Raw genomic sequence first — 19414 nt, forward strand, 5'->3', positions numbered from 1 at the left:
CAGCCTCATCGGCCACGGTGGCTAAAGCTGTGCAGGGCTTTCTCGATGCACTGTGCGGTTTTGCCGAAGGCCTGTACGGAAATTTCCGAAAACGGCCCACCGCCTTGATCCGCCACGACGATCATGATCACCCGGCCATTGTTGACCAGCGAGCGCAGCAGCAGATGTTCGCCGCTGAACTGCGAACGCAGGCTGTTGGGCAGGAGGGCCGAGAACTGCGCGTTGTTGGCGGGTGTCAGGCGCACCTGGGCCTGTTGCGCGAGCAGGCGTTGCAACACGCTGCTCTGGCTGACCACGAAGTTCAATCCGGCCGCTTCCTTCGGCAGGCCGGCCGTCTGGTGCACGCGCAGGTTGGCATGAGTGCGGTCGGCCATCAGGATCATCACCCGACGCATGCCGCAGGCCACCAGGGCGTCCCGGGCGGCGATGGTCAGGTGCATGGCATTGGTGAAACGACTCGGCTCGGTCAGCAACTGGGCACATTGCTTACGCCATTTCGCCAGATCTTCGGCGGTCGGTGCCGAGGCCGGCAGCAGCCCGGCGTGGACACGGTTCATGCCCCGTGGCCAGATCAGCGATTCGGCGGGGTGCCAGAGGTCGGGCATGGCGTGTTGGCGTGCGCTGTTGGCGGCTTGCTGGTGCAGTTGCTGTTGCACCTCGTCCATCGGTATTTGCAGATAAAGGCTGGTCAGCAATTGCCAGCGCTCACTGTGCGGGCTGTCCCAGGCGTGTTGTGCCGACAGCGCCAGCCCGTTGGCCAGTAGCACTGTGTTGGCCGGCTGATTGAGCCAGCGACGCAGGGTCGGATCGTCATCGAGACGGTTCTGCTGGCGCAGTGGATGCTCACTGTCACGGGCGATGCGCAGGACTTTCACCAGTTCCCGCTGCTCGGTGAGCAACAGGCGATAACACTGCTGCACCCAGATCGGCAGGCGCCAGACCTCCACCAGCGCCTGGCCGATGGCCAGCAGGCGCACACCAAACAGTTGCTGTTCGACTTTGCGTGCCGACTCACCTTTATGGATGACCCGCAGCTCCCACTCTTCGAGCAGTTTCGGATGAGTCAGCGCCAAAGGCCACAGGGGTGATAGAAACAGCAGGCTGCCCCAGTGGATGTCCTGCCACAGGCGCGCCAGGCGACTGGCAAAAAAACCGTTGGCCTGTTGCGTGGCGTGCTGGCTGATCATCTGCAGCTGACGCAAGGCTTTGGGAATCTCGGACTGGGGTTCGGCGGGCAGGCGCGCGAGCAGTTCTTCGGTGCGTTTCAGACCGAGGCGATTGATTGCGATCTCAAGGTTTTCCGCAGGCGTGCTCATGCCGCCGTGGGTGTGCCGGTTGGCTTCGCGAATCACGCTCAAGGCCAGGGCCGGGCTGCCTTGCATGAGGTCGGCGATGTCGCGCAGTGAGCTGCGATTGTCGCGGATGGCTTTGCAGACACGGTCGTGGCTGGCTTGCGGGACGGGAAGCCGTACGCCATCGAGCAACTTTACCCAGCCTTCGAGTGTTGTTGGTTTTGGCGTTGGAACGTTCGTTTCATTAACCATGGTGGGAGGCGATCATCGTCAACATTACCTGGGCCCGGATGGGGTCAAATCAGTTTTTCGCCTGAACGGCCTATAGTCTGGCGCAGTTTTGCCGATAAGTAGAAGAAGAGATTTTTTAACTTCCGAATATGACCTTGAACCCGACTCAGTAAGTGCTCTCCTAACCTATGGCTAAAATTATCGGCATCATCGTCGTATTCGCGAGCGTGCTCGGCGGATACGTGCTTTCCCACGGCAAGATTGCCGCCCTGATCCAGCCTTTCGAGGTCATGATCATCGGTGGCGCCGCCCTTGGCGCATTCTTGCAGGCCAACCCCGGCCACATGACGATGCACGTGCTCAAGAAGTCCCTGAGCATGTTCGGTTCGCGTTTCAACCACGGCTTCTATCTGGAAGTGCTGGGCCTGATCTACGAGATCCTCAACAAGAGCCGCCGCGAAGGCATGATGGCCATCGAAGGTGACATCGAGGACGCTGCCGCGAGCCCGATCTTCGCCAAGTACCCGACCGTTCTCAAGGACGAGCGCATGACCGCGTTCATCTGCGATTACCTGCGCATCATGTCCTCCGGCAACATGGCTCCGCACGAGCTGGAAGGCTTGTTCGACATGGAACTGTTCAGTCTCAAGGAAGATCTGGAACACCCATCCCACGCCGTGAACGGCATCGCCGACGCCATGCCCGGTTTCGGTATCGTCGCGGCGGTACTGGGGATCGTGGTGACCATGGCTTCGCTGGGTGAGGGCGATCAGAAATCTATCGGCCTGCACGTAGGTGCGGCACTGGTGGGTACCTTCTTCGGTATTCTCGCCGCCTACGGCTTCTTCGGCCCGCTGGCCCATTCCCTGGCCCACGATGCCAAGGAAGAACTGAATGTCTACGAAGCCATCAAGGCCTCGCTGGTGGCTTCGGCTTCCGGCATGCCGCCATCGCTGGCCGTGGAGTTCGGGCGCAAGGTACTTTACCCGGCGCACCGTCCAAGTTTCGCCGAGCTGGAACAAGCGGTTCGCGGTCGATAAGTTATGGAAAACAATCAGCCGATAATCATCAAGCGCGTCAAGCGCATCGCCGGCGGACACCACGGAGGCGCCTGGAAAATCGCCTTCGCGGACTTCGCCACAGCGATGATGGCGTTCTTCCTGGTGTTGTGGCTGCTGTCCACCGCCACGCCGGAACAGAAGATTGCCATCGCCGGTTACTTCAAGGACCCGATCGGTTTTTCCGAAAGCGGCACGCCCTACATCATCGATCTGGGGGGCACGCCGACCCTGGCGCCGGAAAACACCCTCAACCCCGAAGTGAAGTCCCAGCCGCAGCCGGACAAGGTCACCATCGATACCGACCAGGTCGAAGGCATGGCCGAGCAGGTCGAGAAAGAACGCCTCGAATTGTTGCTGCAAGAACTGCAGAACAAGGTTGAAGAGAACCCGCAGCTGCAGAAGTTCAAGGATCAGATCCTGTTCGAAATCACACAGGACGGCCTGCGTATCCAGATCATGGACGCAGAAAACCGCCCGATGTTCGACTCAGGCTCGGCCCGTCTGAAACCGTATTTCGAAGACATCCTGCTGGCCATGGCCGACACCATCAAGGCAGTGCCGAACAAGATCAGCATCAGCGGCCACACCGATGCCAAGCCATACACCGGCACCGGTGATTTCGGTAACTGGGAGCTCTCAGCCAACCGTGCCAACGCCGCGCGTCGTGCGCTGGTGGCGGGCAGCTATCCGGATGCGCAGGTGGCGCGGGTGGTCGGTTATGCCTCGTCGGCCCTGTTCGATCGCGAGCATCCGTTCAACCCGGTGAACCGTCGTATCGACATTGTGGTGCTGACCAAGAAAGCCCAACGTGCGATCGAAGGTTCGCAAGGTGCGGAGCCTGCCCCCGATGCGCCGCAAGGTTCGGCTGCTCCGGGAGCCGCACCGGCTACACCGGTCGACCCGAACGCATTGCCGGCGGACAAGGAACCGCTGCCGGCCCACGAACTGCGCGAACGTCTGAACTTGTTCGATAATCCGGCACCGAAACCGGGTGAGCCAGCCAAACCGGCTGAACCGCCCAAGCAGTGACCGAAAAAAAACGCCGACAGCGATGTCGGCGTTTTTTACGTTAAAAGCCGCGGATGATTCGCGACTTGAGGTCGGAGTGAAAGCGATCCGCATTGGATTTGTTGACGCTGCGCACCGACTCGCTGCCGGTCACCGACTCCAGTGACATCGAGCGCTTGAGCATCGCTTCGTTTCGATAGGCATCGATAAAGAACTCGATGTCCCGGTCGTTGGTCAGCTTCGGCCATTTGTCCAGGTACAACGGCAGCTCTGTCGGGCCGGTCCTGTACGAACAGATACGTCGATTCGTGATGGTTGCCTCGCCGATTTCGAACGGTACCCACCAGGACAGTGCGGTTTTCTCCGACACCACCGCCAGCAGGTGCGTGCATTCGCTGATGTTGCGGGTGATCACCCCGGTGATGTCATCGGTGGTCTGGGATTCGGCATCCAGTACGTCGAGGTAGGTCTTGATGTTGGCCTGGATCAGGCGCGTGTTGATTTTGACCGCGTGGGCGCGATCCATGTGGCGGTAGCTGATAAACACTGGCATCAGAAATGTCCCTTGATCGCGAGTTCGCGGTAATAGGCGCCGAGTGCGGTGAGGCGGCAGCCGGTGGCGTGAATGGCGGCGTAGTACATGTGCTCGGCATCTACCGGTTCGATGAGGCTGTGACGGTTGCACTTTTGCAGCTGGGCGAAGACCTCGCCGTGCTCCGGGTTGAATTCAGGTTCGGTGGGCTCAAAGCTGGGGGCGAGGGGGTACACCGACTCGGCTTCGGCAAACCATTCGGGGAGTTTGCGCAGGATTTCCTTGGGGATCAGCGGTGACACTTCGCGCAGGGAAATGAACTGCGACACGTTGGTCTTGAACACCGGACGCTGTTCCCAGGCATCGAGGGCATTGTCGACAAATGAATAAAGGCTGCCGGGGGTGATCTTGCCCAGAATGTTCGCGGCGCCGCCGTGCAGGGCCTGGAGCAACAATCCGGTGAACACGCCGTGTTGCGCGCCCTCCATCGCCGGCTCTTCCTTTTTGCAGGCGGTCAGAATGGTCATGCCTTCGCCGATCACGCTGCCTTCGCTGCGCAAGGCGCGCAGTTCGCCGGCCGAGCCGCTCTGGCAACAATCGAGAATGATCACTTTGTTTTTGATCTTCGTGGCTTTGCTCGCCCAGTTGAGAATGTCGCTGAGGCGAATTCCGTCCTTGGCGCTCTTGTAATCCTGCGGGATCAACATGCCTTCGTCGGTGTCGGTATCGAAGCTGCCGTGGCCGGCGAAATACAGCAGCGCGACATTGCAATCCCCGGAAAACAGCTCGCGGATCTGGTCTTCGAGTTTTTCCCGGCTCAGGTAGTCCTCGGCGGAGGTCAGTACGATGTTCTTGAAGTTCGGATCGCCATTGGCGTCGGTCTTGAGCACCGAGGCCATGGCCATGGCGTCATTGCTGCAACCGCTCAGGCGCGACACGTGGGTGTAGTCGTTGATGCCGATAAACAGTCCCTTGCGCATGGTTACACCGCCGTGTGCTGGCGAATCGCATCGATGATGCTGTTGGTGTTCCACGCACATTCGGCATGTGCCGCGTCACGTACCACCGTGGAAATCCGCTCGGCACCAAACGGCTTGATCGCAATGATCACCTTGCCCATGCGCTTGGCGATCTCGATTTCCTTGTTGATCCACTTGCTGTAGGTGGAGTACATCCCGGCCATGATCAATACCGCCGAACACGGGCGAATCTTGTTTTCGATGGCCTCCTCAAGTTGTTTGTCGGTTTTCGCGCCGACAATCGGGTTTTCCGGTGGCACCGAAAAATTCTTGTACGCGAACCCCGGCTTGGCGTTGAGCAAGCGCACGAGATTGTTGTGGGCGTCGGAGTAGTTCCACGAGTGGCTGATGAACAGATGGTAGGTTTGCATGGGTGTCCCTCGGTGTCGCTGGAGTGCGAAGAGGGTCTGAAGCTAGGCTATTGGCTGGCGGCTACAAGGGGATGTGATTTAAAGAGAAATGCCCTACAAGCACCGGTGCTGGTGTCTTACAGAAAGGTCTGATGTTTAAGCAGGGGGAAGATCCAGCCGCCGGCCGTCCCGCTGAAGGCAGGAGCGGCCGGTACGTCTGTTTAGTAGCCGTTTTCCGGCAGACTGGCGATGATCGAGCGGTAGCTGTTCATCCGTTGCTGCTGCACGCGGCCGTCTTCAAGGGCCTTGAGCAGGGCGCAGCCGGGTTCGCGATCATGCTTGCAGTCACGGAAGCGGCAGGTGCCAAGCAGGTCGTTGAACTCGATGAAGCCGGCTTCGACGTCGGCACGGCTGACGTGACCCAGGCCGAATTCGCGGATACCCGGGGAGTCGATCAACTCACCGCCGCCGGGGAAGTGGAACAACCGCGCGGTAGTGGTGGTGTGGGTGCCCTGGCCGGACAGTTCGGACAACGGGCCGACGCGGGTTTCGACATCCGGCAGCAGGCTGTTGACCAGCGATGACTTGCCGACACCGGACTGACCGACGAACACGCTGATGCGTCCGTCCAGCTGCTTCTGCAACTGCTCCATACCGTTGCCGTGGTGCGCCGACACTTCCAGCACCGGATAGCCGAGGGTGCGGTACACCGCGAGCAAGGCATTCAGCGCAGGAGCGTTGTTGTCGTCGATCAGGTCGAACTTGTTCAGCAGCAACAGCGGTTTGATGCCCGCATGCTCGGCCGCGACCAGGTAGCGGTCGATCAGGTTGGCGTGGGGCTCGGGCAGCGGTGCAAACACGATGACGATCATGTCGACGTTCGCCGCCACCGGCTTGAGCTGGCCACGGCTGTCCGGGCGGCACAGCTCTGTGTTGCGCGGCAGTTGCGCCACGATCACGCCGATGCCCTGGTTGCCGGCACGCCAGACTACCTGATCGCCGGTCACCAGCGCCGGCAGGTTGGCGCGCAGGTGGCAACGGAACACCTGGCCGGCCAGTTCGCCGTCGCGGGCCTCGACCTCGACCTGCACACCGAAGTGCGCGATCACCAGGCCGTGTTGTTCCGGGCCCAGATCGCCGCCCTCAAGTGCCTCGACAGCCGAGGACTCGCGTTTGGCGGCGCGGGCAGCGCGTTCGCCCTGAATCTTTTCGATGCGCCAGTTTTGACGACGATTGAGTTGGCGTTTGGCCATGGGTGTTCCGTATCAAGAATGCAGCGATTAGGTAAAACGGCCGCGAGTTTAGCACGCCCGGCCACCGGCCTAGGCTAAACTGCGCAGCATTGCCTAGGAGCCGACACATGCAAAACCCGCAGAACCTGATCTGGATCGACCTGGAAATGACCGGTCTGAACCCGGATACCGACGTCATCATCGAAATGGCCACCATCGTCACCGACAGTGACCTGAACACCCTGGCCGAAGGCCCGGTGATCGCCATTCACCACAGCGACGAAATCCTCGCCGGCATGGACGAGTGGAACACCCGTCAGCACGGCGGTTCCGGGCTGACTCAACGGGTTCGCGACAGCCGCATCAGCATGGCCGAAGCCGAGGCCGAAACCATCGCCTTCCTGGAGAAGTGGGTGCCGAAGGGCAAATCGCCGATCTGCGGCAACAGCATCTGCCAGGATCGACGCTTCCTTTATACGCACATGAAATCCCTGGAAAGCTATTTCCACTACCGCAACCTCGACGTATCCACGCTCAAAGAGCTGGCTGCTCGCTGGGCACCGGACGTGCGTGACAGCTTCAAGAAGGGCAGCACCCACCTGGCCCTGGACGACATCCGCGAATCCATCGCCGAGTTGCAGCATTACCGCAAGCATTTCATCAAAGCCTGAGCCTGAAACCCGATCTGTAGGCGCTGGCTTGCCAGCGAAGGGGCCCTTGAGGACGCCTTCGCCAGCAAGCCGGCTCCTACAGTGAGCAATGCCCTCTTTTGGTGCCTGGGTGAAGTGAGTAGACTGCGCGCCTTTTTGTAAGGATCGCCACCATGCTGCTGATGCTCTACCTGATCGCCATCACCACCGAAGCCATGACCGGCGCCCTGTCTGCCGGGCGTCGTGGCATGGACTGGTTCGGTGTGGTGTTGATCGCTTGCGTCACGGCGCTGGGGGGCGGGTCGGTGCGCGACATGCTGCTCGGGCACTACCCGCTGACCTGGGTCAAACACCCGGAATACCTGGTGCTGACGTCTGTCGCCGCGATGATTACGGTGTTCACGGCGCGCTGGATGCGCCATCTGCGTTCACTGTTCCTGGTGCTCGATGCCATGGGCCTGGTGGCTTTCACCCTGATCGGCTGCATCACCGCCCTGGAAATGGGCCACGGCATGTTGGTGGCCTCGGTCAGCGGGGTGATCACCGGGGTTTTCGGCGGCATCCTGCGGGACATCTTCTGCAACGACATTCCGCTGATCTTCCGGCGTGAGCTCTATGCCAGCGTGTCGTTTGCGGCGGCATGGTGCTACATGCTCTGCATCTATCTGCAATTACCCGACGAACAATCGATTCTGATCACTCTGTTCGGTGGTTTTCTGCTGCGCTTGCTGGCGATCCGTTTCCACTGGGATATGCCCAAGTTCGTCTACAACGACGAAGCCTGACGTTCGGCATGTTGGCGCAACGCCCACTCGACGTGTTCACGTACCAGTTGCGAAGGATGTTCCCGTCGCGCCTTCAGCGCCTCCAGCACGGGAATCGTTGACGGCGCATTGCCCAGGCCCACCGCCAGGTTGCGCAACCAGTTTTCGTAACCGGTCCGGCGCAGCGGCGAGCCTTCGGTACTGCTGAGAAACTTCTCTTCATCCCACATGAACAGTTCTGCCAGCCCGGCGTTGTCCAGATTGTGCCGCGGCTTGAAGTCGCTTTCACCGGACGGACGGGCGAAGCGGTTCCACGGGCAGACGATCTGGCAATCATCGCAACCGAACACCCGATTGCCGATCAGTGGCCGCAGGTCCTCAGGGATGGCGCCTTTGAGTTCGATGGTCAGGTAGGAAATGCAGCGTCGGGCATCCAGCACATAGGGGCCGACGAAGGCGTTGGTCGGGCAGATGTCGAGGCAGGCGCTGCACCGCCCGCAGTGTTCGGTGGCGTGGGGTGGGTCTACCGGCAGCGGCAAGTCAACGAACAGTTCGGCGAGGAAGAAATAACTGCCTGCCTTGCGATTCAAAACCAGAGTGTTTTTGCCGATCCAGCCCAGGCCGGCCTGTTCGGCGATGGCTTTTTCCAGCACCGGGGCACTGTCGACGAATGCGCGATAACCGAAAGGCCCGATGACCGCCTGGATCTTTTCCGCCAGTTGTTGCACGCGTTTACGGATCAACTTGTGGTAATCGCGACCCAGGGCATAACGCGAGACGTAGGCTTTTTCCGGTTGGGCGAGCATTTTTGCCATGTGGGTGTCGCCCGCCAGATAGTCCATGCGCAGGGACACCACGCGCAATGTGCCCGGCACCAGCTCTTCGGGGTGCGAGCGTTTACTGCCGTGGGCGCCCATGTAGTCCATTTCGCCGTGGTAGCCGGCGGCGAGCCAGCGCTCCAGATGCTGCTCATGCTCGGCCAGGTCGAGGCCGCTGATGCCGACTTGTTGAAAGCCCAGCTCACGACCCCAGTCCTTGATGGATTGGGCGAGGGCGGGCAGGTCTGTGGTAATAGCGGGCATGAGACGAGAGAAACCGGAGCTGAGGTGCGTATAATTCTGCCAGACATCGGAGCCCGAAGACGCATGCCGCACATTAAAGATGAATTACCCGACGCGCTGTACAGCGCAGCACAAGTGCGAGGCCTCGATGCGAGCCTGATCGCGGCCGGCACACCGGGCTTCGAATTGATGCAGCGTGCAGCGCATGCGACCTGGCGGGCCTTGGTCCGCCAGTGGCCGACAGTGAAAGAAATGAGCGTGCTGACCGGTCACGGCAACAATGCCGGGGATGGGTATCTGGTAGCGGCGCTGGCCAAACGTGCCGGTTGGGCAGTGCGGGTGCTGGCGGTGGGGGATCCGCAGCGTTTGCAGGGTGATGCGGCGTTGGCCCATGCCGAGGCAGTGTCTGAAAAAGTGCTCGTCGAGCCCTGGACCGCGCAATCCGGAATGCGCGGCATTGTGCTGGATGCTTTGCTTGGCACCGGACTGGGCGGCGATGTGCGTGAGCCGTATGCCAGCGCCATCGCCGCGATCAACGCCAGCGGGTTGCCGGTTGCGGCGGTGGATATCCCTTCAGGACTGTGTGCCGATACCGGTCGTGTGCTTGGCTGCGCGGTATGTGCCGACCTGACGGTGACATTCATCGGGTTGAAGCTGGGAGTGTTCACCGGTGAGGCGGCGGATGTGGTGGGTAAGCTGGTGTTCAACGACCTGCACGCCGATCTACAGCTGCTCGAGGCGGCACCGCGCAGTGCCCTTCGCCTGACGGCGGCTAACCTGCCGCGTCTGGCCTTGCGGCGACCTGCTTCCCATAAAGGCAAGTTCGGCCATATGCTGCTGATCGGCGGCGATCGTGGTTATGGCGGAGCGATCCTGCTGAGCGCGCAGGCTGCGCTGCGCAGCGGTGCGGGCATGGTGTCGGTGGCAACCCGCGGCGAACATGTGCCGGCGGCCCTGGCCAGAATCCCCGAGGCCATGGTGCTGGGCGCTTCTTCGGCCAATCAGTTGATGGAATTGCTGCAAAAAGTTTCCGTATTGGTGGTCGGCCCGGGGCTGGGTCAGGCTGCCTGGGGACGCAGCCTATTGTCGGCCGCCGCCAACGCACCACTGCCGCAAGTCTGGGATGCCGATGCGCTGAACATGTTGGCCGAAGCGAGTGTGAGCTTGCCCAGGGATTGCGTGATCACGCCGCATCCCGGGGAGGCCGCACGGTTGCTGGGCCTGAGCACTGCCCAGGTGCAGGCTGATCGTCCTGCAGCTGCCCGTGCATTGAGCAAGAAATACACAGCGGTCGTGGTGCTCAAAGGTGCCGGAAGTTTGATCGCCAGTCCCGACGGGCGCCTGGCGCTGTGTCATCAGGGCCATCCGGCGATGGCCACCGCCGGGCTGGGCGATGTACTGGCCGGTTTGCTCGGGGCGCTGCTGGCCCAGGGCATGGCCGCATTCGACGCGGCCTGTCTGGGCGTCTGGCTGCACGCCAATGCCGGTGAGCAACAAGGAAAATTCGGCCGTGGGCTGGCGGCCAGTGATCTGATTCCAGCCATTCGTCAGTTGTTGGAGGAGCAAGCACCGTGTCTGAAGTAACCCTGTACCTGGCCGATGAGCAGGCCATGAGCGACTTTGGCGCACGCATTGCCCGAATCACCCAAGGCCATGGCCTGATCTTCCTCGAGGGCAACCTGGGAATGGGCAAGACCACCTTGTCCCGAGGCATCATCCGTGGCCTGGGGCATGTCGGGGCCGTAAAAAGCCCGACGTTCACCCTGGTTGAACCCTACGAGATCGGCGATATTCGGGCCTTCCATTTCGACTTGTACCGTCTGGTCGACCCGGAGGAGCTTGAGTACCTCGGTATCCGCGACTACTTCGAAGACGACGCGCTGTGCCTGATCGAGTGGCCCGAAAAAGGTGCAGGCTTTTTGCCAAAGCCGGACCTGACCATTACCATTAGCCCGCAAGACAGCGGGCGTTCGCTGAACATTTTATCCCAGGGCTCGCGTGGCGAGGCCTGGTGTGCCGCTTTGGCATTGGAATCCAATTAAATGATGGGGTTAGGTATGCGCTTTCGCGCGTTGGTTGCTGCCGTAGGATTGTTGTTTTTGGCGGTGACCGTCGACGCTGTGGCCGAGACGAAGGTCAACAGTGTTCGCCTGTGGCGGGCGCCGGACAACACACGACTGGTGTTTGACCTGACCGGCCCGGTGCAACACAGCGTCTTTACCCTGACGGCTCCGGATCGTCTGGTCATCGACATCAATGGCGCGACCCTCGGTGCGCCGCTCAACGTCAACACCTCGAACACCCCGATCACCGCCATGCGCTCGGCTCAACGCACGCCGACCGATCTGCGGGTGGTCATCGACCTGAAAAAGGCCGTGACACCGAAGAGCTTCTCCCTGGCGCCGAATGCCCAGTACGGCAACCGCTTGGTGGTCGATCTGTTCGATAACGCCGCGGATGCCGCTCCTCCTCCCGCGCCAGCGCCTTCGGTCGCCACAGTGCCCGCCGTGCCGGTCACGCCTGCGGAGCCTGCGATCAAGCTGCCACCAGCCCCGGCCGGTAAGCGCGACATCATTGTGGTGATCGACGCCGGTCACGGCGGTGAAGACCCGGGTGCATCGGGTTCTCGCGGTCAGCGTGAAAAAGACGTGGTACTGGCCATCGCCCGCGAGCTGCAACGCCAGGTCAACGGCATGAAAGGTTTCCGCGCCGAACTGACCCGTACCGGCGACTATTTCATTCCGTTGCGCGGCCGTACCGAAATTGCCCGCAAGAAAGGCGCCGACCTGTTCGTCTCGATCCACGCCGACGCCGCGCCTTCTGCCGCCGCGTTCGGTGCCTCGGTATTTGCCCTGTCCGATCGCGGCGCGACCTCCGAGACGGCCCGCTGGCTGGCCGACAGCGAAAACCGTTCCGACCTGATCGGTGGTGCCGGCAACGTCAGCCTCGATGACAAGGACCGCATGCTCGCCGGCGTACTGCTTGACCTGTCGATGACGGCATCCCTGACGTCCAGCCTGAACGTTGGCCAGAAGGTGCTGAGCAACATTGGCCGGGTTACGCCTCTGCACAAGCAGCGGGTCGAGCAAGCCGGGTTCATGGTGCTGAAATCGCCGGATATTCCGTCGATCCTGGTGGAAACCGGGTTCATCTCCAACGCCGACGAAGCCTCGAAACTCGCGGCCTCGAGCCATCAGCAGGCGTTGGCGCGTTCGATCAGCAGCGGCGTGCGTCAGTTCTTCCAGCAGAACCCTCCACCGGGCACTTACATCGCCTGGCTGCGTGATTCCGGCAAAATCGCCCAAGGTCCACGTGACCACCGCGTCAACCCGGGCGAGACCCTGGCGATGATCGCTGTGCGCTATCAGGTGTCGCCCGCGACCCTGCGCAGTGCCAACAACCTGTCGAGCGATGAGCTCAAGATCGGTCAGCACCTGACCATTCCGGGCACTGAACTGGCGGCCAAAGAATGAATCAAGTCGTGAACAACAGCGCTCGTATCGAGCTGCTCAGCCCACGACTGGCGAACCAGATTGCCGCGGGTGAGGTGGTCGAACGCCCGGCTTCGGTGATCAAGGAACTGCTGGAAAACAGCCTTGATTCCGGTGCCAGGCGTATCGATGTCGATGTGGAGCAGGGCGGCGTCAAGCTGCTGCGGGTGCGCGACGATGGCAGCGGCATTTCCGCCGATGACCTGCCGCTGGCGCTGGCCCGTCACGCCACCAGCAAGATCCGCAACCTGGAAGACCTCGAACAGGTCATGAGCCTGGGGTTTCGTGGTGAGGCCCTGGCATCGATCAGCTCCGTGGCGCGCCTGACCCTGACCTCGCGCACCCGCGACGCCGATCAGGCCTGGCAGGTCGAGACCGAAGGCCGTGACATGGCGCCCCGCGTGCAGCCTGCGGCCCACCCGGTGGGTACATCGGTTGAAGTGCGCGACCTGTTCTTCAACACGCCAGCGCGGCGCAAGTTTCTCAAGACCGAAAAAACCGAATTCGATCACCTGCAAGAAGTGATCAGGCGCCTGGCCCTGGCGCGCTTCGATGTGGCGTTCCATCTGCGTCACAACGGCAAGACCATCCTCAGCCTGCACGAGGCCCATGATGATGCGGCCCGTGCCCGGCGCGTGGCAGCGATCTGCGGGCCGGGCTTCCTGGAGCAGGCGCTGCCGATCGAGATCGAGCGCAACGGTCTGCATCTATGGGGCTGGGTCGGCTTGCCGACCTTCAACCGCAGCCAGGCCGATTTGCAGTATTTCTTCGTCAATGGCCGTGCCGTTCGCGACAAGCTGGTGGCTCACGCGGTACGCCAGGCTTATCGCGACGTGCTGTTCAACGGTCGGCACCCGACCTTCGTGCTGTTTTTCGAAGTCGATCCGACCGGCGTGGACGTCAACGTGCACCCGACCAAGCACGAAGTGCGCTTCCGTGAAGGGCGCATGGTTCACGATTTCCTCTACGGCACCTTGCACCGCGCCTTGGGCGATGTGCGCCCCGACGATCAACTGGCGGCACCGGTTGCCACGGCCATCGTCCGGCCTACCGGCCTCGAAGCCGGTGAATTCGGGCCCCAGGGCGAAATGCGCCTGGCCGCCAATGCGCTGCTGGAGCAGCCTCAGGCTCAGCCGTCGTTCAATGCGCCGGCGGGTTCGGGAGCGGGCGCGGGTTATCAGTATCAATACACGCCGCGTCCGCAGTCCGGTGTGCCTGTCGCCGAAGCGCAGGCCGCCTATCGCGAGTTTTTTGCGCCGCTGCCCGAGGCCAATGCCGTTGCGCTACCGGCCGGGCAGGACGACATCCCGCCGCTGGGATATGCACTGGCACAACTCAAGGGCATCTATATTCTTTCGGAAAACGCCCAGGGCCTGGTGCTGGTGGACATGCATGCCGCCCACGAGCGGATCATGTACGAGCGCCTGAAAGTGGCGATGGCCAGCGAGGGCCTGAGCGGCCAGCCGTTGCTGGTGCCGGAGTCCCTGGCCGTCAGCCAGCGTGAAGCCGATTGCGCCGAGGAGCATGTCGCCTGGTTCCAGCGCCTGGGCTTCGAATTGCAGCGCCTTGGCCCGGAAACCCTGGCGATCCGGCAAATCCCGGCACTGCTCAAGCAGGCCGAGGCCAACCGGCTGGTCGCCGACGTCCTGGCCGACCTGATGGAGTTCGGCACCAGTGACCGCATTCAGGCGCACCTGAATGAATTGCTCGGGACCATGGCCTGCCACGGTGCGGTTCGTGCGAATCGGCGCCTGGCCCTGCCGGAAATGAACGCTCTGCTGCGTGACATGGAAAACACCGAGCGTAGCGGTCAATGCAACCATGGCCGACCGACCTGGACCCAACTGGGCCTGGACGATCTGGACAAACTCTTCTTGCGCGGTCGTTGATGAGCCAGCTCCCACCTGCGATTTTCCTGATGGGCCCGACCGCCGCCGGCAAGACCGATCTGGCCATCGAACTCACCAAGGTTCTGCCGTGCGAGTTGATCAGCGTCGATTCGGCGCTGGTCTACCGTGGCATGGACATTGGCACCGCCAAGCCTTCCAAAGAGCTGCTGGCGCAATATCCGCATCGTCTGATCGATATTCTCGATCCGGCCGAGAGCTATTCGGCTGCGGATTTCCGCCGTGACGCCCTGCAAGCTATGGCGGAGATCACCGCACGCGGAAAAATTCCGCTGCTGGTGGGCGGCACCATGCTCTATTACAAGGCTTTGGTTGAAGGTCTGGCGGATATGCCGGCGGCCGATCCCGACGTCCGCGCGCAAATCGAAGAAGAGGCTGCACGCCTTGGCTGGCAAGCCTTGCACGAACAATTGGCGGTAATCGATCCGGAGTCTGCGGCTCGAATACATCCGAACGATCCCCAGCGATTGAGTCGAGCACTGGAGGTTTATCGTGTCAGCGGTCAAAGCATGACCGCCCTGCGATTGCAACAATCTGTGCAAAGTACCGAAGCAGCCGCTTCGGGGCGGCAACAATTGCCCTATACTGTCGCGAACTTGGCTATTGCTCCGGCAAATCGCCAGGTACTGCACGAGCGAATTAAACAAAGATTCACTTTAATGTTGGAACAGGGATTCATTGACGAGGTCGTAGCCCTGCGTAATAGAGGTGACCTGCATGCCGGGTTGCCGTCTATACGTGCAGTAGGCTACCGCCAAGTCTGGGACTACCTGGATGGCAAGCTGACGTCAGCCGAGATGCAGGAGCGTGGAATCATTGCCACGCGCCAATTGGCGAAACGCCAGTTCACCTGGCTGCGCAGTTGGACTGATCTGCATTGGCTGGACAGTCTCGATTGCGACAATCTGCCGCGCGCCTTGAAATACCTGGGGACCGTCTCCATATTGAGCTGAGTCCTTGCAATTGCCGTCTATCCTTGGGGGTGTGACGGCCAAAGCCATCTGTTTACCTATTTTTTATATTGAATCCTTAAAGGAGTGCGGCACATGTCAAAAGGGCATTCGCTACAAGACCCTTACTTGAATACGTTACGTAAAGAGAAAGTTGGGGTGTCCATCTATCTGGTCAACGGTATCAAACTGCAAGGCACGATCGAGTCTTTCGACCAGTTCGTTATCCTGCTGAAAAACACCGTCAGCCAGATGGTCTACAAACACGCGATCTCTACAGTGGTGCCGGTTCGTCCAATTCGTCTGCCTAGCGCAACCGAATCCGAAGCTGGTGACGCTGAGCCAGGTAACGCCTGATAGGAGTCTCCTTTGTTCTTTGAGCGCCACGGTGGTGGTGAGCGAGTAATCCTCGTTCACTTGGATGGACAGGACCCTGAGGCGCGCGAAGATCCGCAGGAGTTTCAGGAACTGGCTAATTCGGCGGGTGCCGAGACCGTCGCGTTTTTTAACGTGCCGCGTCATCGGCCAACCGCAAAGACACTGATTGGCAGTGGCAAGGTCGAGGAACTGCGCGACCTGGTCAAAGCCGAACAGGCCGATCTGGTGATTTTCAATCACATCCTCACACCCAGTCAGGAGCGTAACCTCGAACGTGTTTTCGAGTGTCGCGTGATCGACCGTACCGGTCTGATTCTCGATATTTTCGCCCAGCGCGCCCGTACCCATGAAGGCAAGCTCCAGGTCGAACTGGCCCAGCTTGACCACATGAGCACCCGGCTGGTTCGTGGGTGGACCCACCTTGAGCGCCAAGGTGGCGGTATCGGTATGCGTGGCCCGGGTGAAACCCAGCTGGAAACCGACCGCCGTTTGCTGCGGGTTCGCCTGCGGCAGATCAAGGGGCGGCTGGAGAAGGTACGCAGCCAGCGAGAACAGTCGCGCCGTGGCCGATCGCGTGCGGATATTCCTACCGTGTCCCTGGTGGGGTACACCAACGCCGGTAAATCCACGCTCTTCAATAACGTGACGAAGTCCGACGTCTACGCAGCTGACCAATTGTTTGCCACGCTGGACCCGACCCTGCGCCGTCTGGATATAGATGATCTGGGGCCGATTGTCCTGGCGGACACTGTGGGTTTCATTCGTCACTTGCCCCACAAGCTGGTCGAAGCATTTCGGTCTACCCTCGAAGAGTCGAGTAACTCCGATCTGTTGTTGCACGTGATCGATGCGGCCGAACCGGATCGCATGTTGCAGATCGAGCAGGTAATGGTGGTGCTCGGCGAGATTGGTGCTCAGGACTTGCCGATCCTCGAGGTCTATAACAAACTCGATTTGCTTGAAGGCGTTGAGCCACAAATCCAGCGCGACGAAAACGGCAAGCCCCAACGGGTCTGGCTGTCGGCGCGTGATGGCAGTGGTCTGGAATTGCTTGAACAAGCCATTGCCGAGTTACTGGGCAGTGATTTGTTCGTCGGTACCTTGCGCTTGCCACAACGATTCGCTCGACTGCGTGCGCAGTTCTTTGAGCTCGGTGCGGTGCAGAAAGAAGAACACGACGAAGAAGGCATCAGTTTGCTGGCCGTTCGTTTGCCCCGGGTCGAGTTGAATCGACTGGTAAGCCGCGAGGGATTGCAGCCGATGGAATTCATCGAGCAACACACTTTGCAATAAAAGCCTGAGAAAGCGGTTGTGCCGCGGTGACAGGCATTCTGTAGCATTGGTCGGCGCGCCGTGGGTGCGTCTTTGCTTTATCAGATGGAGAGCGCTATGGCTTGGAATGAGCCGGGTGGCAACTCGAATAATCAGGATCCTTGGGGTGGCAAGCGTCGTAACAACGGCGACCGCAAGGGGCCACCGGATCTCGACGAGGCCTTCCGTAAGCTGCAGGAAAGCCTGAACGGTTTGTTCGGTGGTGGTAAGAAACGTGGTAGCGACGACGGCGGTGGTCCGGGCAAGAGTGGCGGCTTTGGCGGCCTGCTCGGCATCGGTCTGGTCGTGCTGGCCGCCGTGTGGCTGTATAGCGCGGTTTATGTCGTCGACGAGCAGGAGCAAGCCGTGGTGCTGCGTTTCGGCAAGTACTACGAAACCGTAGGTCCGGGCCTGAATATCTACTTCCCGCCGATCGACAGGAAGTACCTGGAAAACGTCACGCGTGAGCGTGCCTATACCAAGCAGGGCCAGATGCTGACTGAAGACGAGAACATCGTCGAAGTGCCGCTGACCGTGCAGTACAAGATCAGCAATCTGCAGGACTTCGTGCTGAGCGTCGATCAGCCGGAAATCAGCCTGCAGCACGCGACCGACAGCGCCTTGCGCCATGTGGTGGGTTCCACCGCGATGGACCAGGTACTGACCGAAGGTCGTGAGTTGATGGCCAGCGAGATCAAGGAGCGTCTGCAGCGCTTCATGGACACCTATCGCACCGGTATCACCGTTACCCAGGTCAACGTTCAGAGCGCAGCGGCACCGCGTGAAGTCCAGGAAGCCTTCGATGACGTGATCCGTGCCCGGGAAGACGAGCAGCGTTCGCGCAACCAGGCCGAAACCTATGCCAACGGTGTCGTGCCGGAAGCTCGTGGTCAGGCCCAGCGCATCCTCGAGGATGCCAATGGTTACCGTGACGAAACCGTCTCGCGCGCCAAGGGTGAGGCCGATCGCTTCACCAAGCTGGTCGCCGAGTACCGAAAGGCTCCTGAAGTCACCCGCCAGCGTCTGTACCTGGACACCATGCAGGAAGTCTTCAGCAACACTAGCAAGGTTCTCGTGACCGGCAACAAGAACGGCCAGAACAACCTGCTGTACCTGCCGCTGGACAAAATGGTCGAAAGTGGTCGCAACACCAGCGCTCCGATGAGCGGTGCGGCAGCCAGCAGCAATGAAGCGAATACGCGTGCGGCAGCAGATCTGCAGCAACAGCAAGCACGTACCAGGGAGAGTCGCTGATGAGCAATAAATCGCTGATCGCCCTTATTGTCGGCGTCGTCGTGGCGATCGCTGCCTGGAACTGCTTCTACATCGTGGCTCAGACCGAGCGTGCGGTGTTGCTGCAGTTCGGTCGCGTGGTTCAGACCGATGTTCAGCCAGGCCTGCATGTGAAAGTGCCCTACGTTAACCAGGTGCGTAAATTCGACGCCCGCCTGATGACGCTGGATGCACCGACACAACGCTTCCTGACGCTGGAAAAGAAAGCCGTGATGGTCGATGCCTACGCCAAGTGGCGCGTGAAGGACGCAGAGCGTTACTACACCGCGACTTCCGGCCTCAAGCAGATCGCCGACGAGCGTCTGTCCCGTCGTCTGGAATCGGGCCTGCGTGACCAGTTCGGTAAGCGCACCTTGCACGAAGTGGTGTCGGGTGAGCGTGATGCGCTGATGGCGGATATCACGGCTTCGCTGAACAAAATGGCCGAGAAAGAGCTGGGCATCGAAGTGGTCGATGTTCGGGTCAAGACCATCGACCTGCCGAAAGAAGTGAACCGCAGTGTGTTCGAACGTATGAGCACCGAGCGTGAGCGTGAAGCTCGCGAGCACCGCGCCAAGGGTAACGAGCTGGCCGAAGGCATCCGTGCCGACGCCGATCGCCAACGCCGCGTGCTGCTGGCTGAAGCCTATCGTGAATCCGAGGAGGTTCGCGGTGATGGTGATGCCCAGGCCGCTGCGATCTATTCCAAGGCCTACGGTCAGGATCAGGAGTTCTACGCGTTCTATCGTAGCCTGCGCGCCTACCGTGAAAGCTTCGCGAACAAATCCGACGTATTGGTCCTGGACCCAAGCAGCGACTTCTTCCACTACCTGGAAAAAGCCAAGCCTTGATACGGCGTTGACCCGATTTATCCCCCGCCGGGCGGCTAAAACCTCTGGCGGGGT

General features: G+C 60.7%; 19 protein-coding genes. 13 read left to right on the forward strand and 6 right to left on the reverse strand.

Features of this window, described 5'->3' with window-relative positions; all coding sequences use genetic code 11:
* Positions 1 to 5: 5 nt before the first annotated feature.
* Positions 6 to 1544 (reverse strand): HDOD domain-containing protein, encoded by a 1539-nt coding sequence (locus KGA81_RS10295; protein ID WP_223545707.1) that lies wholly within the window; start codon positions 1542 to 1544, stop codon positions 6 to 8.
* A gap of 167 nt (positions 1545 to 1711) precedes the next feature.
* On the opposite strand from KGA81_RS10295, the gene motA reads away from it, so the two are divergent.
* Together motA and motB are read left to right on the forward strand one after the other, a co-directional pair.
* Positions 1712 to 2563 carry a flagellar motor stator protein MotA gene (motA, locus tag KGA81_RS10300; RefSeq protein ID WP_108218404.1) on the forward strand — a complete coding sequence of 284 codons (852 nt, stop codon included), beginning with the start codon at positions 1712 to 1714 and terminating at the stop codon, positions 2561 to 2563.
* Between the two features lie 3 nt (positions 2564 to 2566).
* A complete protein-coding gene (motB, locus tag KGA81_RS10305; protein ID WP_223545708.1) occupies positions 2567 to 3613 on the forward strand; it encodes a flagellar motor protein MotB in 1047 nt (348 codons plus the stop codon).
* 40 nt (positions 3614 to 3653) lie between these two features.
* Here the strand turns inward: motB and KGA81_RS10310 are convergent, their stop codons facing one another.
* The 4 genes from KGA81_RS10310 to rsgA form a co-directional block, all read right to left on the reverse strand.
* Positions 3654 to 4145, reverse strand: coding sequence for a toll/interleukin-1 receptor domain-containing protein (locus KGA81_RS10310; protein ID WP_223545709.1), 492 nt, complete (start codon positions 4143 to 4145; stop codon positions 3654 to 3656).
* A complete protein-coding gene (locus KGA81_RS10315; RefSeq protein ID WP_223545710.1) occupies positions 4145 to 5104 on the reverse strand; it encodes a caspase domain-containing protein in 960 nt (319 codons plus the stop codon). The genes KGA81_RS10310 and KGA81_RS10315 overlap by 1 nt, the downstream gene beginning before the upstream one ends.
* Before the next feature lie 2 nt (positions 5105 to 5106).
* Positions 5107 to 5514 (reverse strand): TIR domain-containing protein, encoded by a 408-nt coding sequence (locus KGA81_RS10320; RefSeq protein WP_223545711.1) that lies wholly within the window; start codon positions 5512 to 5514, stop codon positions 5107 to 5109.
* A 200-nt stretch (positions 5515 to 5714) separates the two neighbouring features.
* Positions 5715 to 6746, reverse strand: a complete 1032-nt coding sequence (rsgA, locus tag KGA81_RS10325) for a small ribosomal subunit biogenesis GTPase RsgA (protein ID WP_223462517.1) — start codon at positions 6744 to 6746, stop codon at positions 5715 to 5717.
* A gap of 107 nt (positions 6747 to 6853) precedes the next feature.
* On the opposite strand from rsgA, the gene orn reads away from it, so the two are divergent.
* Both orn and KGA81_RS10335 read left to right on the forward strand, forming a co-directional pair.
* Positions 6854 to 7396 (forward strand): oligoribonuclease, encoded by a 543-nt coding sequence (orn, locus tag KGA81_RS10330; protein ID WP_007983969.1) that lies wholly within the window; start codon positions 6854 to 6856, stop codon positions 7394 to 7396.
* 152 nt (positions 7397 to 7548) lie between these two features.
* A complete protein-coding gene (locus tag KGA81_RS10335) occupies positions 7549 to 8160 on the forward strand; it encodes a trimeric intracellular cation channel family protein (RefSeq protein WP_223545712.1) in 612 nt (203 codons plus the stop codon).
* Here the strand turns inward: KGA81_RS10335 and queG are convergent.
* Positions 8142 to 9221 (reverse strand): tRNA epoxyqueuosine(34) reductase QueG, encoded by a 1080-nt coding sequence (queG, locus tag KGA81_RS10340; RefSeq protein ID WP_223545713.1) that lies wholly within the window; start codon positions 9219 to 9221, stop codon positions 8142 to 8144. The genes KGA81_RS10335 and queG overlap by 19 nt on opposite strands.
* A gap of 63 nt (positions 9222 to 9284) precedes the next feature.
* On the opposite strand from queG, the gene KGA81_RS10345 reads away from it, so the two are divergent.
* From KGA81_RS10345 to hflC, 9 genes are all read left to right on the forward strand, one after another.
* Entirely contained in the window at positions 9285 to 10784 is a 1500-nt protein-coding gene (locus KGA81_RS10345; protein ID WP_223545714.1) for an NAD(P)H-hydrate dehydratase, read from the forward strand.
* Positions 10772 to 11242, forward strand: coding sequence for a tRNA (adenosine(37)-N6)-threonylcarbamoyltransferase complex ATPase subunit type 1 TsaE (tsaE, locus tag KGA81_RS10350; RefSeq protein WP_223545715.1), 471 nt, complete (start codon positions 10772 to 10774; stop codon positions 11240 to 11242). Before KGA81_RS10345 ends, tsaE begins: the two co-directional genes overlap by 13 nt.
* Entirely contained in the window at positions 11243 to 12673 is a 1431-nt protein-coding gene (locus tag KGA81_RS10355; RefSeq protein ID WP_317850783.1) for an N-acetylmuramoyl-L-alanine amidase, read from the forward strand. It abuts the gene before it with no gap.
* Positions 12670 to 14580 carry a DNA mismatch repair endonuclease MutL gene (gene mutL / locus KGA81_RS10360; protein WP_263293297.1) on the forward strand — a complete coding sequence of 637 codons (1911 nt, stop codon included), beginning with the start codon at positions 12670 to 12672 and terminating at the stop codon, positions 14578 to 14580. The genes KGA81_RS10355 and mutL overlap by 4 nt, the downstream gene beginning before the upstream one ends.
* Positions 14580 to 15551, forward strand: coding sequence for a tRNA (adenosine(37)-N6)-dimethylallyltransferase MiaA (gene miaA, locus KGA81_RS10365; protein ID WP_223545716.1), 972 nt, complete (start codon positions 14580 to 14582; stop codon positions 15549 to 15551). The genes mutL and miaA overlap by 1 nt, the downstream gene beginning before the upstream one ends.
* Before the next feature lie 93 nt (positions 15552 to 15644).
* Positions 15645 to 15905 carry an RNA chaperone Hfq gene (hfq, locus tag KGA81_RS10370; RefSeq protein ID WP_007902656.1) on the forward strand — a complete coding sequence of 87 codons (261 nt, stop codon included), beginning with the start codon at positions 15645 to 15647 and terminating at the stop codon, positions 15903 to 15905.
* A gap of 12 nt (positions 15906 to 15917) precedes the next feature.
* Positions 15918 to 17219: a ribosome rescue GTPase HflX gene (gene hflX, locus KGA81_RS10375; protein WP_008048071.1), complete on the forward strand. Its 1302-nt coding sequence runs from the start codon at positions 15918 to 15920 to the stop codon at positions 17217 to 17219.
* 96 nt (positions 17220 to 17315) lie between these two features.
* Positions 17316 to 18491: an FtsH protease activity modulator HflK gene (gene hflK / locus KGA81_RS10380; RefSeq protein WP_223545717.1), complete on the forward strand. Its 1176-nt coding sequence runs from the start codon at positions 17316 to 17318 to the stop codon at positions 18489 to 18491.
* A complete protein-coding gene (gene hflC / locus KGA81_RS10385) occupies positions 18491 to 19360 on the forward strand; it encodes a protease modulator HflC (protein WP_056725458.1) in 870 nt (289 codons plus the stop codon). Before hflK ends, hflC begins: the two co-directional genes overlap by 1 nt.
* Positions 19361 to 19414: the final 54 nt, after the last annotated feature.

This window comes from Pseudomonas sp. A-B-19, from assembly GCF_019947515.1.
In the GTDB taxonomy this organism is placed as follows: Bacteria; Pseudomonadota; Gammaproteobacteria; order Pseudomonadales; family Pseudomonadaceae; genus Aquipseudomonas.

Bases quoted from the DNA above. Each gene is read 5' to 3' on its own strand.
- KGA81_RS10295 (WP_223545707.1), bottom strand. From the start codon at position 1,544: ATGGTTAATGAAACGAACGTTCCAACGCCAAAACCAACAACACTCGAA.
- motA (WP_108218404.1), top strand. From the start codon at position 1,712: ATGGCTAAAATTATCGGCATCATCGTCGTATTCGCGAGCGTGCTCGGC.
- motB (WP_223545708.1), top strand. From the start codon at position 2,567: ATGGAAAACAATCAGCCGATAATCATCAAGCGCGTCAAGCGCATCGCC.
- KGA81_RS10310 (WP_223545709.1), bottom strand. From the start codon at position 4,145: ATGCCAGTGTTTATCAGCTACCGCCACATGGATCGCGCCCACGCGGTC.
- KGA81_RS10315 (WP_223545710.1), bottom strand. From the start codon at position 5,104: ATGCGCAAGGGACTGTTTATCGGCATCAACGACTACACCCACGTGTCG.
- KGA81_RS10320 (WP_223545711.1), bottom strand. From the start codon at position 5,514: ATGCAAACCTACCATCTGTTCATCAGCCACTCGTGGAACTACTCCGAC.
- rsgA (WP_223462517.1), bottom strand. From the start codon at position 6,746: ATGGCCAAACGCCAACTCAATCGTCGTCAAAACTGGCGCATCGAAAAG.
- orn (WP_007983969.1), top strand. From the start codon at position 6,854: ATGCAAAACCCGCAGAACCTGATCTGGATCGACCTGGAAATGACCGGT.
- KGA81_RS10335 (WP_223545712.1), top strand. From the start codon at position 7,549: ATGCTGCTGATGCTCTACCTGATCGCCATCACCACCGAAGCCATGACC.
- queG (WP_223545713.1), bottom strand. From the start codon at position 9,221: ATGCCCGCTATTACCACAGACCTGCCCGCCCTCGCCCAATCCATCAAG.
- KGA81_RS10345 (WP_223545714.1), top strand. From the start codon at position 9,285: ATGCCGCACATTAAAGATGAATTACCCGACGCGCTGTACAGCGCAGCA.
- KGA81_RS10355 (WP_317850783.1), top strand. From the start codon at position 11,243: ATGATGGGGTTAGGTATGCGCTTTCGCGCGTTGGTTGCTGCCGTAGGA.
- mutL (WP_263293297.1), top strand. From the start codon at position 12,670: ATGAATCAAGTCGTGAACAACAGCGCTCGTATCGAGCTGCTCAGCCCA.
- miaA (WP_223545716.1), top strand. From the start codon at position 14,580: ATGAGCCAGCTCCCACCTGCGATTTTCCTGATGGGCCCGACCGCCGCC.
- hfq (WP_007902656.1), top strand. From the start codon at position 15,645: ATGTCAAAAGGGCATTCGCTACAAGACCCTTACTTGAATACGTTACGT.
- hflK (WP_223545717.1), top strand. From the start codon at position 17,316: ATGGCTTGGAATGAGCCGGGTGGCAACTCGAATAATCAGGATCCTTGG.
- hflC (WP_056725458.1), top strand. From the start codon at position 18,491: ATGAGCAATAAATCGCTGATCGCCCTTATTGTCGGCGTCGTCGTGGCG.